This is a genomic window from Bellilinea sp., assembly GCF_053501535.1.
On sequence record NZ_JBRCOK010000150.1, the window covers coordinates 1 to 14,610 of the forward strand.

Genomic DNA, 14,610 nt, shown 5'->3' on the forward strand with positions numbered 1-14,610 from the left:
TTTCAGGTGACTCACCCGGTACTCGAATATCATCCCCTCATGGGGACGCTGAACCCAATTAAAAGCACGCCACTTTCGGCGGGCATGAGGGATAACGGCGTTTTTCCCCTTGCGGTTTTCAGGTGACTCACCAGGGACTCGAACCCTGAACCCACTGATTAAGAGTCAGTTGCTCTGCCAGTTGAGCTAGTGAGCCGCTTTTAGCAAGGCGTATTATATCCTAATTTTTTTCAGGGGTCAAATTTTCGCGTCTTAACTCAAAATTAAAAGCTTCCGGAGACCAACCATGGCGGATATGAAAGAAGTGACGGGTTGCGAAAGACGTAAAAATCTGGACAAAATTTGGGAATGCTATCGCCAAGTACATCTTGGAAAAACTCCGATTGTTGGAATGAATTGAGCAGGTATGCACCGCGATACGAAAAGTTAGGAAAACAATTGCGTTCCAGATGCTCTTTTGCCTTCCACCGACTGTTCGGTTACCTCTTGCAGCTGACGATCGAGCCATCTTCTACATTTCGTTTGCGCTCCCTGCTGTATGGTCAGTGTTGGATTTGCCGGCAGACTTAATCCAGGACAAGAAAGGTTCTCTCACTTTGTACGAAGATTGAAGAACAGGCGGAGGACGCGCTGGAAGCGCTGATGACTTGAAATGGGATTGCCCAGCCCCCTATTTATGCCCGGCAGGTAGAAATGAATTGCGGTTATAATCGCTTGCATGAAAAAGGTTTACCTGTGTTTTCTGGCGGTAGTGCTGTTGACCGCATGCAGTCCCTCTGGCACACAACTCCCTTCGCCCACGTTGCGCCCGGTCGCGGCGGTAATGCTGACTCCCTACACCGGCGCTCGGCCCACTTCTACCCCTTCCTTAACCCCTGCAGATACGCCGACGCCCCTGCCAACGGTCACCCCCACACCGCGTCTTCATACGATCCGGCGGGGCGAAGACCTGTTTGGGATTGCCCTGTATTACGGGATTAGCTTGCAGGATTTGTTGACCGCCAACCCGACCGTCAACCCCTATGCGCTGCGAATTGGCGACCAGGTGGTGGTACCGGCAGCACAGTACACCCCCACCCTTGACCCGCGCAACCCACCTTCCCCAACGCCGGTTGGGTTGAGCCTGCCGCAGCCCGATTGTTATCCCACTCGGGATGGTGGCATCTGGTGTTTTGCGCTGCTTGCCAATCCGCAAACTTTTGATGTGGAAGGAGTATCGGCGGTTTTCCGCCTGTATGACCGGTTAAGCGGACAAATTTTCAGCCAGAATGCCTACCCACCATTGAATCGGCTGGCGGCCGACGGTGTGCTGCCGCTGGCAGTTTACTTCCCACCTCCGACGCCGGTTCAGTTCGATGCCGGGATGGAGCTGTTGACCGCCCTACCCATTCCGCCCGAAAGCAAGCGTTATCGGGAGGTTGAAATTACTCAGGATGAAATCAGCCTTTCCGAAGACAGTCTGCTGGCCGATGCCAGCGGCAGCCTGCGCCTGAGCGGAGAGGAGGATGGCGATGCCAGTGTTGTCATTGTGGCAGCCGTGGCGCTGGATGCGCAGGATCGGGTGGTGGGTGTGCGGCGCTGGGAATCCGAGCAGCCGCTGATGAGGGAGCAAACGCTGCCCTTTCACCTGCGCGTGTATACCAGCAGCAGCCCGATTGTGCGCGTCATCCTGCTTGCGGAAGCCATTCCCTAGAATTTCGTTTCAGCGGTAATTCCAGATCAGGTAGCTATCTGCTTTACAGATGGGCTGCCCGGCTGGTATGTTCAAACAAACCCGATAAGCCACCACGCTGCCGTTGGGGAGTGCCGGCTGCAACGGGGCGATCCGTAATAACGAACGGCCCTGCCCATCGGTGGGGGGGAAGTAGTAAAGCGCCTGTCTGCCGTCTGGCAGGGTCAGCGTGAGGGTGGCCTCAACCGAGCTCAGCGGTTGCTGGTCGTATGCCCGTAGCAGCAATACTTCAAACTGTTGGGGTTCTTCGGCGGTCAGGCGAGGGTTGGCTGCACTGACCACCATCTGCACGGTTTCGGCAGTCATTTCAAACGGGGCTGCCTGAGGTGCTTGCAGACCATTGATTTTTAAGTACTCGCGCCCCAGGGCTGCCATGCGCACCCGTTCGGTTGCGTCGGGGCGGTTATCATAATCCAGACAGTAATTTTCGAAACACTGGCGGTAAAGATTTTCGCCAATGGGATAGGGTTCACTCAAAGGAACACCCGAAATTTCTATACCGCCGTGAGAGGCGATGAATCGGTCAAATACCAGCGGGATGTGAAAGCCGTTTTCACCTTCCAGCGGGAAAAAGATCACACCATCATCCTCACTGTAACGGCGCGGCATCGGCTGACCCACCGGCATACCGGCCAGACGGGCAAGCGGGCGCAGACGGACGGCGTTGGGATTATCCGGCGGAGCGTAAAGCACCACATTTTCATAAACCTGTTCACGGAAGCCATCCGCTGCAAGGTAGGGGTGGGTGAGCGGCAGTCCAAATACCTTGAGCCCTCCCAGCCGCACCAGCCGTGGCAGGAAGGGCTGTTCCATTTCCACCACATTGCGGATCACAATCGCGCTGGAAGGCGGTGAGAAACGGCAGTCGGCTGAACAGGCATAAACGCCGTAAGAAAGCAGGTAGACCTCTCCCTGCGGATCGTCTAAATTGCGGTAAAAACCGACGTTTTCGAAGTATTGCTCAATGCGGTTCTTGTTGGGGTTGAAGCGCGGTGGGGTGAGCGGTTCACCGGCGTATTGCGCGCCGTAAAGACGCTGATAGAGGGCAGTAAATTCCTCATAAACGGGATAATCGTTTTCGTCACCCACCGTACTGACAGCACTGGCAGGTTCGCCCAAATCGAAGGTTCGCCCCAGCGGATACAGACTGAAGCGTTGAATTCCCTGTGCCAGCGGGTCGAAGCACATCAGTACGTTTTGGGTGTACTGGCATTGCAGGTTGTCCAGTGAAAAGAGGGCAGTGATGGCCGGGCCGAGCAGGTCTTCACCGCCGAGCGAGGCATAAAACTCACGCAGCAGCGGGTCAACGCTGAACGTGCCGGGCTGCTGAACGGTAACCGGTGCAGGATGAGAAGCGCATGCGCTGAGGCAGCCCATTAAAAGAACGGTTAACGCTGTCAGCAAAGCCAACCCTGTGCTACTCTTCATGCCGTTGTTCCAACTTCCCTCCCGAGTGGATGAATAGGCCCCATTTGGGTAGATGAGAATTCTGATGAAAGAAAAAAAAGAGATTTATGGATTAGAGCGAGGTATAAACCTCGATGCTATCAGCATACCCCCTGGGTGTGGACATAAAGTTGACACGAAGGAATTTGTTAAAGGCGGTTTGACTTAACCATTGCGCGAACGCAGACGCGGGTCGCGTTCGAGTGTCAGGCGCAACCCGCTTTCCAGCGAAATGGACGGTCGGTAGTTCAACAGCGAGGCGGCCTGCCTGAGATCAGCGCACATGCGCGCCGGCCCTCCATCGCTGCGCGGGTTGTACACCACTTCCGGTTCGCTGCCGGTTACGGAAATGACCACCTTGACCAGATCGCGCACACTGGTTTCCACTCCGCTGCCCACATTGATGGTCATTTGATCCACGCCGGGGGCGGTAGAGGCGGCAATCATCGCCTGCACAACATCATCTACGTACACATAATCCCGCGTTTGTGTTCCGTCACCGTGAATCACCAGTGTTCCGTTTTGGAGCGCCTGCCGTAAAAAGTTGAGCAGCACCGGGGCGTGAACCGGCGGCAGATGCTGCCCGGGGCCGTAGGCATTGAACACGCGCAGGCAGACCGTTTCGATGCCCCACAAACGTCCAATCGTCTTGACGTAGTATTCGGCTGCCAGTTTTGAAACCGCATAGGGGGAGCGGGGATTGGGGATGGCATCCTCGCTGACCGGCTGGCTCTCCTGATTCCCATAAATTGCGCCGGATGAGATGAACACCACCCGCCGCACGCCGACATCCCGCATGGCTTCCATCAGGGTAACGGTACCACCCACGTTGACTTCGTTGTACTCACGGGGATAAAGCACCGATTCGGGCACCAGCACTTTAGCAGCCAGATGATAGACGCAGTCAATTTCCTGCAGGAGAGTCCACAATTTGGGGCGGTCGTTGACATCCCCGCGCACAAAATGAACCTCCGGCGAAAGAGCAGAAGGGTCGCCTGTAGAAAGGTCGTCCAGCCCGCGCACCGAGTGCCCCTCCTGCACAAGGCGGTTTGCCAGCGCCGAACCCAGAAAGCCGGCTGCACCGGTAATCAAAAATCTCATATTCGAATCGTCATCCCGGGGAAGTGAAGAAATTGTTTCTGAGCGGATTATAGCACATTCATCGGCTGCTAATTAAGGAAATCATCCCCTTCTTCGCCTTCCGGAATTGCAAACTCTTCCGAGGATTCGGCGTCTCGTACCAGCTGGTGATCGCTGGTGCGATAGTGGCCGCGCAGATCATCTATCAGCGTGCCTTTCCACAAGGGGACACCATCGAAGTAAGCCGCCCGGCCGATCATGTGGGCGGCAACCGGCACGGTCAGCAGCAGAAAGACGATGATCGCCAGTACCCGCAGGGTAATGCCAGATTCCCCAAAATACAATGCGGCAGCCAGCATGACCAGGCCGGCGCCAAGGGTGGCGGCTTTGGAGGTGGCGGACATGCGTAAAAACAGGTCTGGCATGCGCAGCAAACCGATACTGGCGATGAGCATGAAGCCGGCGCCGAGCAGCATTACCATGGCAACGATCCATTCGCGCAGCATCATACCCTCCGCTCAATATAATAAGCAAAGGCAATCGTACCCAAGAATGAAATCAGGGCGATGATGATGGCCACATCTAGAAACGCCGGCTGATCGAAGAGAATGGCGTAACTGGCAATGATGCCGATGGCCAGCGCCACAACCAGATCAATTGCCACAACGCGGTCAGGCAGACTCGGTCCGCGCACCAGCCGGATGAAGGCCAGAACCAGCCCCAGACTGATCATCCCCAGTGCAACGATATACAGGGTTTCGATATTCATGTGAACAACTCCTTTACCCGCCGTACGAAACCTTCCTGCATGTAACGGCGGAATTGCTGGGGGTCGCGGGCATCCAGCGTGTGGATGTAAACCACCTTGCGGTCGCTGGAAACATCCAGACCCAGCGTGCCGGGTGTGAGCGTGATCAGGTTGACCAACAGCGTAATGGCAGCATCGTTGGGCAGGTCAATTGGCACAGCGACCACGCCCGGTTTCAAGTTCATATCCCGCCGCAGAACCGTAATGGCAAGGTTAAGGTTGGCCTTGACCAGTTCTTTCAGGAAGAATGCCAGAAAGGACAGCACGCGCGGCACACGCGTAAAGTAGGAGCGGTTGTCACCGCGCACCGTCAACCACAAGACCAGATAGCCGAGTAAAAAGCCAAAGATGAGATTGGGCGGGTCAAATTGTGCTGAAAGCGCCGACCACGCCAGCGCCAGCAGGACGTTCATCAGGAAGATGGTCACCGCACACCTCCCAGAACTGCAGCCACATATAGCGCCGGCTGCATTAATACCCCGGCGGCCTGTTCTGCCAGCCCGTAGGCCGGCTCTGCCAGAAAACCCAATCCTACGCTGATCAAACCCATGAGCAGAGCCGGCAGTACCAGCGCTATTTTGAATCCGGCCGGCCGGTTTTGCGCTGGAGCGTTTTGAGGCGCCGGTTTCCAGAAGGCTTCCATCCAGATTTTGGTCATTGAAAACAGCGTGAGCAGGCTGACGGCCAGGGACACCGCTACAATGGCGTACTGACCCTGCGCCAGACCGGCGCGAACCAGTGCCAGTTTACCAAAGAATCCCGAAAGAGGCGGCAGACCGGCCAGTGAAAGCGCCGGAATCAGGAAAAGAACTGCCAGCCAGGGTTGATCGCGGTACAACCCACCGATGCGCCGTAAATCGAAAGACCCGCCGACCCGCCGGATGATGCCTGCCACGAGGAAGAGTGCGGCTTTGGCGGCGATCACATGCCCCATGAAGAAAATGGTGCTGGCCAGTCCGGCAGTGCTGTACAGCCCCAGCCCCATCAGCAGGTAGCCAATCTGGCTGATGATGTGAAAGGAAAGCAGGCGGCGGATGTCGTACTGCGCGGCCGCTCCTAAAACTCCAATCACCATGGTAAAACCGCCCAGCACCAGCAGGATGGTGTGGGTGAAGGCGACATCGGTCAGGAAGAGCAGGGTGAACACACGCACCAGCGAATAGACACCCACTTTGGTCAGCAAACCGGAAAACAGAGCGGTAACAGCAACCGGCGGGGTGTGATACGAAGCTGGCAGCCAGAAGAACAGCGGAAAAATGGCAGCCTTGATGCCGAAAGCCACCAGATACAACATGGCAATGGTGGTTACCAGCCCGGGGGAGTTGACCTCGCCCAGACGAATGGAAAGATCAGCCATGTTGAGCGTGCCGGCCACACTGTAAAGGATGCCGGTAGCCGAGAGGAACAGCGCCGAAGAAGTCAGGTTGAGGATAACGTACTTGATTGCCCCTTCCAGTTGAGCGCGCTCACCGCCGAGCGCCATCAGCACGAAGGACGCCATTAGCATCACCTCGAACCAGACGTACAGGTTGAAAATATCCCCGGTCAGGAAGGCGCCGCAGACACCCATCAGCAGCGCGAAGAACAAGGGGTAGAAGCCGTGCGCCACCCGGTTTTCGTCAATTCCTTCCAGCGAGTAAATGGCCACCAGCACGGCTACTACTCCCGTAATGACCAGCATGATGGCGCTGAATAAATCGGCTACCAGGGTGATGCCATAGGGAGCCGGCCAGTTGCCGATTTGGGTCACTGCAATTCCACTGCGCTGCACCTGTTGGAGCAGCGCCAGCGCTGCCAGCAACAAAGCGCTGCTGCCCGCTACCGCCAGCAGACGCTGTACCCGCGGCGTATTCCATGCAAACAGTGCGAGAATGATCAACAAGAAGGGTATCAATAAGGGCAAGAGTACCCGTTCCATTTAGTAACCTTCCTCTTCTTCCGGGGGGATTTCGGGGTGGTATTTGGGGATGATGTCGGTATCACGCAGTTCGTTCATGTCGTTGGTGCCAAGCACGGTGTAGGTCTGGCGCGCCAGTACCAGCGCAAAGGCGGTTACCCCAAAACTGATCACAATCGCCGTCAAAATGAGCGCCTGCGGAAGCGGGTCCGCCGATTGACTGATTTGATCGGCTCCCAGCGGGATGAGCGGAGGGCTGGCGCGCTGCAAACGCCCGGCGGTGAAAATCAAGAGATTGATCGCCTGTCCCAGCAGCATCAGGCCAATCAATACTTTGGTCAGGCTGCGGCGCATCATCATATACAACCCTACCGTGAAGAGTACCCCAATCACAATTGCCAGCAGAAAAATCATCTCAATCCTCCGCCAGGGTGAAAATGATCAGCAGGGTTACGCCGATGACCACCAGATACACACCCACATCGAACATCAGGGGTGTACCAATTTTACCGATTACTGGCAGGGGGTCTTTCAGCCACAGGCCGGTCATGAACGGTTTGCCGCTCAACCAGCCGATCAGGCCGCTTAAGAGGGCAACCAGCAGCCCTGCGGCAACCAGCGTGCGCGGCTGGACGCGTAAAATGCGGCGGGCAGCCTGAACATTGTTGGCAATGGCGTATAAGATGAACGCCGCGGCGGCAACCAGCCCGCCCACAAACCCCCCGCCAATTTCATTGTGCCCGCGGATGAGCAGAAAGACGGAAAAGACCATGAGTAACGGCATCAGGTAACGCGCAGCCAGATAAAGGATGATTGAACCCATGCTCAGTCTTCCTCCTCCGCGGGTGGGATGATGATCTCATGCCGTCCAATGGTCAGGCGGATGAGGGCATAAACGCCGATACCGGCCAGCGCCAGCACAGTAATTTCACCGAGTGTGTCGAAAGCGCGGAAGTCCACCAGAATGACATTGACCACATTACGCCCGTTGGCCAATCGCAGAGCGTTTTGCATGAAGAATTCTGAAATGTGCGGTACAACCGGGCGGGCGGTAACGATCAGCGTGAGAATGGTCATCAGCAAACCGCCGGTCATGGCAACCAGAAAATCTGCCAGACGGGCAGGCGGGCTGGTCAGACGGGTGAACTTCGGCAGGCGGTAAACCACCAGCACAAACAGAATCACCGTCAGGGTTTCAATGGCGAACTGAATCATGGCCAGGTCGGGCGCGCCGTATAAAAGATAAATCAACGCCAGCCCATAGCCGACGATGCCCATGATGGCAATGGTGGCCAGACGTGAGCGGGTGCGGATGATGGTCAGCGCGGCGAGGATGATTAACGCCCCCAGTACAATTTCGTAAAAATTGATGGTTCCCCAATCGTTGCGCAGGATGATCTCGTTGGCGCCGCGCAGATAAGCCAGCCCCGCCAGTGCCACCGTGGTGAGGATGATGGTCATCAGGTAAAAGCGCAAATAACCATTTTGCAAACGATAGGTCAACCAGGAGGCAAAGCGGCGCAAATTCTCCAGCCCAACCTGATAGGCATGAGCCGGGCCAAAGCGCCCCAGCCAGCGCAGGCGGGCAGTGAGTTCCCAAACCGGCCTCCAGCCGGCATACAGGGCCGCTCCCAGCGCCAGGGTAAGCGCGCTGAGTGCCAGCATCGGGTTCAAACCATGCCATAAGGCCAGTTTGACTTTGAGCGGTTGCAGGAGCGCTGCCTGAGCCGAAGCCTGCACCAGCGGAGCGGCGAGCGTCATGGGCATTAAACCGGCCAGCAAACCGAGGCTGGCCAGCAGCAAAGGCGGCAGATCAAGTGAAAGGGGGGCGGCATGGGCATGGCGGGGAGTTTCACCCGGTTTACCGATGAAAGGTTTCAGCCCAACCAGCCCGGAAACCGCTACCAGAATGGCGTTGCCGATCAACGCCCCGGCGGTCAACCAGCCGGCAAGGGGCTGGGCTGCGAGTGTGGTTTCATATAAAACTTCTTTGGCAATGAAACCCAGCGCGGGGGGTAATCCGGCCATGGAGAGGGCCGCCAGCCCGCCGGCCAGGGCTGTGCGCGGCATGGAGCGGCGCAGACCGCTCAGTTTGCTGACATCGCGGCTGCCGGTTTCGTGATCCACTGCACCGGCCACCAAAAACAAGGCTCCTTTGTAAAGTGCATGAGCCAGCAGGTACAGCATGGCGGCTTTGACGGTCAGATCGCTGCCCCAGCCGAGCAGCATGACCATTGTTCCCAGTGAGGCAACCGTAGTGTAAGCCAGCAGTTTTTTCAAATCCACCTGACCGATGGCAAGCAACGCCCCCGCCAGAAAAGTGGCCAGCCCAAAACCGGTGACCAGCACCTGCCATTCAGCCGTACCGGCAAAGATGGGGCTTAAGCGCGCCAGGAGATAAACCCCGGCCTTAACCATGGTTGCCGAGTGCAGGTAAGCGCTGACCGGGGTGGGAGCGGCCATGGCGCCGGGCAGCCAGAAATGAAAGGGGTACTGCGCCGATTTGGTCAGCGCACCGGCCAGAATCAACAAAAAGGCTGGCAGAAACAGCGGTGAATTGCGCAGCACATCTCCCAATTGATTCAACTGGCTGATCTCGTAGCTACCGCCAATTTGACCGAGCAGTACCAGTCCGGCCAGCATTGCCAGCCCGCCCCCGCCGGTCACCAGCAGGGCTTGCAGGGCGGCGTAGCGCGAGGCTTCTTTTTCATGATCAAAACCAATCAGCAGAAAGGAACTGATGCTGGTCAATTCCCAAAAGACAAACAGGGTCAGAGCGTTATCGCTGATGACGACGCCGAACATGGCAGCCATGAAGAAAAGGATGAAGGCATAAAAACGCCCCAATTGATGATGACCGTGCAGGTAGCCGCCGCCGTAAATCAAAACCAGCGCGCCGATGCCCAGAATCAGCAGGCTGAAAAGCAGTCCCAAACCATCCAGGTAGAGGGAGAAGGTAACCCCCAGTCTTTCAGCCCAGGGCAGTTGATAGGCAAAAACCTGCCCGGCCAGAATGGCGGGCAAACGGCCGAGCAGGGTCAAAAACAGCCCAGCCGGCAAAATTGCCATCAACCAGCCGGCGCGTTGGGACTGCGCCTGCTGAATGAAAGGGGCTAATGCCGAAAGAATCAATAAGAGCAAAACAGCGGTGGGCAGAACAATGTCCATCGTCCTTGCTTTCTTGTTTGTACAGATGATAAAACGAAGCCAATGTTGCAGGGAAAACCCGACTTCTCCCCGCGAAGTTACGGTTTCCCCGGTTAAAATCCGTTCCAAATATACTGAATAATGGTGCAGATTGTCAAGTTGACGCGAAAGGCTTGCGTCAATTGGTTGAAACGCGACTCAGGGAATCTTGCTCGCCGGGGCAGGCTCAGCCGCCGGGCGGCGCAGCCAGAAGAAGACGAATAACAGCGCGCTGAAAATGCCGCACAGTCCGCCGCCATACCAGATCGCCTGTGGGTTGAACCAGTCGTTCAAAAAACCGCCGGCGACCGGCCCAATCCCGGCAGCCACATTCCAGGTCAGGCCGTATAAACTCATGTAGCGCCCGCGCATATCGGCTGGAGCTGAATTGGCAGCATAGGTGGATGAAGTGGGTACCAGCACCAGCTCGCCGATGGTCATCACCACCATACTTGCCCAAAATCCCCAAAAGCCGCTGCCCAAGGCCACGCTGCCAACCCCCAGTCCGTACAGCAAGCCGCCCAATGCCAGCACCGGCAAAGGATTGAAACGACGGGTGAGCATGGTGACCGGAATCTGGAAAAAGACCACCATGAGGGCGTTGGTCATCGGGATCATGCCGTATAACCGTTCGGTTACGCCATAATGGGTTTTGGCGTAGACCGAAAGCAGCACCCACATGATGGAGGCGCTCAACTGGGTAAAAATGAACGCCAGCAGAAAGGTCATGTAGGGCTGGTCACGCAGTACATGCCCATACCCCCCAAAGCGTTCTGGCTGTCGGAGGGCTGCCGCCGGCCCACCGACAGGCTGGGGCAGGGTTTCCCGCGCCAGAAAGGCAATCAGCAGACCGTAAATCACCAGCCCGGTTGCTGCCCCGTAGAAGGCGTATTCGTACGAGATGGAAGCAATAAAACCGCCGGCTGCCGGCCCAATAGCCACACCGACATTGTTGCTCAGCCGCATCAACGAATATCCATCCACCCGTTTTTCGGCGGGAAGCAGATCCGCCATCATTGCATCAGCGCCGACCCGATAGAGCGGGTTAGCAGCCCCCTGCAGAATCATCAGCAGGACAAAAGCCGGGTAGGTTTCGGCGCGGCTCATCAGTAAATACCCCAAGCCGTTGACCAGCAAACTGATTGCCATGACCCACTTGCGTCCCAGTCGGTCAATGATGGGACCGGCGATGAAGGAACTGATCAGCCCGCAAACGGAATTGATGGTCAACAAACCGGCGCTGACGGTCAGCGGCATAGCCAGCCGTTCGCTGACGTAAATCATCAAAAAGGGCCAGATCATACTGGCGCCAATGGTGCTGATTAACATTCCGGCAAACATCAGCCAGAATTGAGCCGGGAGACGCAATTCAAACAGTTTTCGCATAAAAGTTGAGCAGAGATGACAGGTGGGTAGGAAAAGCCGCGTTGATTTTACTACGAATGGACGCAAACGCGGAAACCAAACCGGTTTTGAAAAAACGGCAACTTGCGGATGCCTTGACAAGCAACACATTCTGAAGATAATAAGGGTATTCCAAATCCGCAAACGGCTGTGACGGAGGAAAGTAAACTGGCGGAAACCGACAGGGAGGCCGGGGCGCAGACTGAGACCCCAGCCCGGCAGAAACCGGTTGAAGTTCCCTCCCGAGCCGCCCGGGGGAACGCTCTCCCCAGTGAGAGCCAGTAGTTCGGGCCGCACCGCCAGCGTTAACCGGCGCGCCAATCGTTCTGCCAGCCGGCAGAGCCGTTGGGCTGAGTGGGCTGCCGGAATGGCAGCCAAACAGGGTGGTACCGCGGGAAATTCCCTCCCGTCCCTTGACCGGGGCGGGATTTTTGTTAACCGAATCACTTTCTTCAGGAGGTAAAGGTGAGCGAATCCGAAAATATTTTGGAAGAACTGGATCAGATTCTGCAAAATGGACTGAATGCCCTGCAGCAGGTACAGGACGAGGCGCAGTTGGGCGGGTGGCGCACGGCTCATTTGGGGCGCAGTGCGCCCGTCATGCAGGTCTTTGCCCGTATGAGCAGCATCCCCAAAGAAATCCGCCAGCAGGTCGGTCAAAAAGCCAATCAGGTCAAAATTGCGCTGGAAAATGCGCTGGAAGAACGCAGCGCCGTTCTGCGCCGCGAAGCGCTGGAACGTAAACTGACCGCCGAGCGGCTGGACGTGACCCTGCCGGGGCGGCAGCCGGCGCTGGGCCGGGCGCACCCTGCCACTCAGGCGCTGGATGAAATCTGCGCCATTTTCATCGAAATGGGTTTTCAAATTTACCGCTCGCCGGAAGTGGAAACCGAGGAGTTGAACTTTGAATTGCTCAACATTCCTGCCCATCATCCCGCGCGCGATATGTGGGATACCTTTCACACCACCACACCCGGGGTGATCCTGCGCACGCACACCTCCCCCGGTCAGATCCGCGCCATGCGCGAAATGGCGCCGCACCCCATCCGCGTCATCCTGCCGGGCATGGTCTATCGCTATGAACAAACCAACGCCAGCCATGAAATGCAATTCAATCAGGTAGAACTGCTGGCGGTTGGGCGGCAAATCACCTTTGCGAACCTGAAAGGCACACTGGAATCGTTTGCCAAACGCATGTTTGGCGAAGGTGTCCGGACGCGCTTCCGCCCCTCTTACTTCCCGTTTACCGAACCGAGCGCCGAGGTGGATATGGAATGCTTTATCTGCGGCGGAAAAGGCTGCGGTGTGTGCCGCGGCAGCGGATGGTTGGAAATTGGCGGCTGCGGCATGGTGCATCCGGTGGTACTGCAAAACGGTGGCTATGATCCGGCCGTCTTTTCCGGTTTTGCGGCCGGTTTAGGCCCCGAGCGGATCGCCATGCTCAAGTATCATATCGAGGACATCCGTTACTTCTGGCAAAATGACATTCGTTTTCTGGAGCAGTTCTGATGAAAATACCGCTTTCCTGGCTGAAAGACTATATTGACATTGACCTTTCCCTGCTGGATCTGGCGAAAACCCTGACCATGGCCGGGCTGGAGGTAGAAGAGATCCAGCTGGTGGGCTTGCCCGACCCGTATGCCGACCTGCCGGCCGATACCCCGCGCGAGTTCAAGGTCAGCGGACTTTCGTGGCAGCCGGATAAAATCGTGGTTGCTCAAATTGACGAGGTGATGCCGCATCCGAATGCCGACCGGCTGGTATTGTGCCGACTGAACGATGGCACCGGCGAGATCATCGTGCTGACCGGTGCTCCCAACCTGTTTGAATACAAGGGCAAAGGCGTTCTGCCCAAGCCGATTAAGGTGGCGTATGCCCGCGAAGGCGCGCGCATTTACGACGGTCATCAGCCGGGGCAGGTGCTGACCACCCTTAAGCGCGCCAAAATCCGCGGGGTCGAGTCGTTTTCGATGGTCTGTTCTGAGAAGGAACTGGGCATTTCCGACGAACATGAGGGCATCATCGTTCTGGATGATGATGCCCCAACCGGCGTGCCGCTGGTGGATTACATGGGCGATGCCGTGCTGGAAATCTCGATTCTGCCAAATATGATTCGGGATGCCTCACTGATTGGCGTGGCGCGCGAACTTTCGGCATTGACCGGTAAACCGCTGCGTTACCCGCAGGCGCGCCTGCCCGAAGATGCGCCATCCATTCGCGGCAAGGCCGCCATTCAAATCAGCGACCCCCACCTCAACCCGCGTTTTGTGCTGGGACTGGTGGAAGGTGTGACCCCGCGACCGAGCCCCTACCGGGTACAGCGCCGATTGCGGCTGGCGGGCATGCGCCCGATCAACAGCGTGGTGGATGCGACCAATTACGTGATGCTGGAACTGGGTGAACCCCTGCACGCCTTTGATTATGATGTGCTGGTGCGCCGTGCCGGCGGAAAACCGCCCACCATGATCACCCGAGCGGCGCAACCGGGCGAAAAACTGACTACGCTGGACGGCGTGGAACGAACCCTCGAACCGTTCACCGTACTGGTGTGCGATACGGCTGGGCCGCTCTCGCTGGCCGGGGTGATGGGCGGGCTGGAAAGCGAGGTCAGCCCGCAAACCCGCAGTGTGCTGCTGGAAGGGGCGGCCTGGAACTTTGTCAATGTGCGGCGCACAGCGTTTCATCAACGGCTCAACTCCGAAGCGGCTTATCGCTTTTCGCGCGGGGTGCATCCTGCGCTTGCCGAAACCGCAGTGGTGTTGTGCCTCAACCGCATGGCCGAGTGGAGCGGCGGGCAGATTTACGCCGGTTTGGTGGATGAATATCCTCTCCCGCCGCAGGATCCTGAAATCCGCCTCACAGAAGCCGATGTACACCGCTGGCTGGGAATTGAATTGACCGCCGGTCAGATTGCCGAGATGCTCACCCGGCTGGAATTCACCTGCCGGGTTGAAGGCGATAGCGTCCTGGCCAAAACGCCGCCCCACCGGCTGGATATTGGCAGCGGCGAAACCGGTAAAGCCGATTTGATTGAGGAAATTGCCCGCATTTACGGCT

Annotated in this window: 13 protein-coding genes and 1 tRNA gene; 3 read left to right on the top strand and 11 right to left on the bottom strand. The window is 57.2% G+C overall.

What is annotated here, in order from left to right; translation table 11 throughout:
- Positions 1 to 123: 123 nt before the first annotated feature.
- Positions 124 to 196: transfer RNA gene (locus tag ACWIZX_RS13745), tRNA-Lys, on the bottom strand.
- Positions 197 to 718: 522 nt separating this feature from the next.
- Here ACWIZX_RS13745 and ACWIZX_RS13750 point away from each other — a divergent pair.
- Positions 719 to 1,693, top strand: a complete 975-nt coding sequence (locus ACWIZX_RS13750) for a LysM peptidoglycan-binding domain-containing protein (protein WP_448336179.1) — start codon at positions 719 to 721, stop codon at positions 1,691 to 1,693.
- A gap of 9 nt (positions 1,694 to 1,702) precedes the next feature.
- Here ACWIZX_RS13750 and ACWIZX_RS13755 read toward each other — a convergent pair whose 3' ends face one another.
- From ACWIZX_RS13755 to ACWIZX_RS13800, 10 genes are all read right to left on the bottom strand, one after another.
- Positions 1,703 to 3,160 carry a hypothetical protein gene (locus ACWIZX_RS13755; RefSeq protein WP_448336180.1) on the bottom strand — a complete coding sequence of 486 codons (1,458 nt, stop codon included), beginning with the start codon at positions 3,158 to 3,160 and terminating at the stop codon, positions 1,703 to 1,705.
- Positions 3,161 to 3,343: 183 nt separating this feature from the next.
- Complete coding sequence (locus ACWIZX_RS13760; protein ID WP_322792041.1) at positions 3,344 to 4,279, bottom strand: NAD-dependent epimerase/dehydratase family protein; 936 nt, start codon at positions 4,277 to 4,279, stop codon at positions 3,344 to 3,346.
- Between the two features lie 68 nt (positions 4,280 to 4,347).
- The gene (gene mnhG / locus ACWIZX_RS13765) at positions 4,348 to 4,767 is read right to left on the bottom strand and encodes a monovalent cation/H(+) antiporter subunit G (RefSeq protein WP_322792042.1); all 420 of its coding nucleotides are present in this window, start codon (positions 4,765 to 4,767) and stop codon (positions 4,348 to 4,350) included.
- On the bottom strand, positions 4,764 to 5,027 hold the full coding sequence (locus ACWIZX_RS13770; RefSeq protein ID WP_322792043.1) for a cation:proton antiporter: 264 nt from the start codon (positions 5,025 to 5,027) through the stop codon (positions 4,764 to 4,766). The genes mnhG and ACWIZX_RS13770 overlap by 4 nt, the downstream gene beginning before the upstream one ends.
- Positions 5,024 to 5,494, bottom strand: a complete 471-nt coding sequence (locus ACWIZX_RS13775) for a Na+/H+ antiporter subunit E (protein ID WP_448336181.1) — start codon at positions 5,492 to 5,494, stop codon at positions 5,024 to 5,026. Before ACWIZX_RS13775 ends, ACWIZX_RS13770 begins: the two co-directional genes overlap by 4 nt.
- Positions 5,491 to 6,984: a Na+/H+ antiporter subunit D gene (locus ACWIZX_RS13780; protein ID WP_448336182.1), complete on the bottom strand. Its 1,494-nt coding sequence runs from the start codon at positions 6,982 to 6,984 to the stop codon at positions 5,491 to 5,493. The genes ACWIZX_RS13775 and ACWIZX_RS13780 overlap by 4 nt, the downstream gene beginning before the upstream one ends.
- Positions 6,985 to 7,377 (bottom strand): Na+/H+ antiporter subunit C, encoded by a 393-nt coding sequence (locus tag ACWIZX_RS13785; RefSeq protein ID WP_322791568.1) that lies wholly within the window; start codon positions 7,375 to 7,377, stop codon positions 6,985 to 6,987.
- Position 7,378: 1 nt separating this feature from the next.
- Positions 7,379 to 7,786, bottom strand: a complete 408-nt coding sequence (locus tag ACWIZX_RS13790; protein ID WP_322791567.1) for a Na+/H+ antiporter subunit B — start codon at positions 7,784 to 7,786, stop codon at positions 7,379 to 7,381.
- A gap of 2 nt (positions 7,787 to 7,788) precedes the next feature.
- Positions 7,789 to 10,131, bottom strand: a complete 2,343-nt coding sequence (locus tag ACWIZX_RS13795; RefSeq protein ID WP_448336183.1) for a putative monovalent cation/H+ antiporter subunit A — start codon at positions 10,129 to 10,131, stop codon at positions 7,789 to 7,791.
- Positions 10,132 to 10,308: 177 nt separating this feature from the next.
- Complete coding sequence (locus ACWIZX_RS13800) at positions 10,309 to 11,535, bottom strand: MDR family MFS transporter (RefSeq protein WP_448336184.1); 1,227 nt, start codon at positions 11,533 to 11,535, stop codon at positions 10,309 to 10,311.
- Between the two features lie 483 nt (positions 11,536 to 12,018).
- On the opposite strand from ACWIZX_RS13800, the gene pheS reads away from it, so the two are divergent.
- Both pheS and ACWIZX_RS13810 read left to right on the top strand, forming a co-directional pair.
- Positions 12,019 to 13,062, top strand: coding sequence for a phenylalanine--tRNA ligase subunit alpha (gene pheS, locus ACWIZX_RS13805; protein ID WP_448336185.1), 1,044 nt, complete (start codon positions 12,019 to 12,021; stop codon positions 13,060 to 13,062).
- Positions 13,062 to 14,610: phenylalanine--tRNA ligase subunit beta (locus tag ACWIZX_RS13810; RefSeq protein WP_448336186.1), on the top strand; the 1,549-nt coding region annotated here is incomplete at its 3' end. The genes pheS and ACWIZX_RS13810, both read left to right, overlap by 1 nt.

Excerpts from the sequence above, each read along its gene's own strand:
- ACWIZX_RS13750 (WP_448336179.1), top strand. The coding sequence starts at position 719 with ATGAAAAAGGTTTACCTGTGTTTTCTGGCGGTAGTGCTGTTGACCGCA.
- ACWIZX_RS13755 (WP_448336180.1), bottom strand. The coding sequence starts at position 3,160 with ATGAAGAGTAGCACAGGGTTGGCTTTGCTGACAGCGTTAACCGTTCTT.
- ACWIZX_RS13760 (WP_322792041.1), bottom strand. The coding sequence starts at position 4,279 with ATGAGATTTTTGATTACCGGTGCAGCCGGCTTTCTGGGTTCGGCGCTG.
- mnhG (WP_322792042.1), bottom strand. The coding sequence starts at position 4,767 with ATGATGCTGCGCGAATGGATCGTTGCCATGGTAATGCTGCTCGGCGCC.
- ACWIZX_RS13770 (WP_322792043.1), bottom strand. The coding sequence starts at position 5,027 with ATGAATATCGAAACCCTGTATATCGTTGCACTGGGGATGATCAGTCTG.
- ACWIZX_RS13780 (WP_448336182.1), bottom strand. The coding sequence starts at position 6,984 with ATGGAACGGGTACTCTTGCCCTTATTGATACCCTTCTTGTTGATCATT.
- ACWIZX_RS13785 (WP_322791568.1), bottom strand. The coding sequence starts at position 7,377 with ATGATTTTTCTGCTGGCAATTGTGATTGGGGTACTCTTCACGGTAGGG.
- ACWIZX_RS13790 (WP_322791567.1), bottom strand. The coding sequence starts at position 7,786 with ATGGGTTCAATCATCCTTTATCTGGCTGCGCGTTACCTGATGCCGTTA.
- ACWIZX_RS13795 (WP_448336183.1), bottom strand. The coding sequence starts at position 10,131 with ATGGACATTGTTCTGCCCACCGCTGTTTTGCTCTTATTGATTCTTTCG.
- ACWIZX_RS13800 (WP_448336184.1), bottom strand. The coding sequence starts at position 11,535 with ATGCGAAAACTGTTTGAATTGCGTCTCCCGGCTCAATTCTGGCTGATG.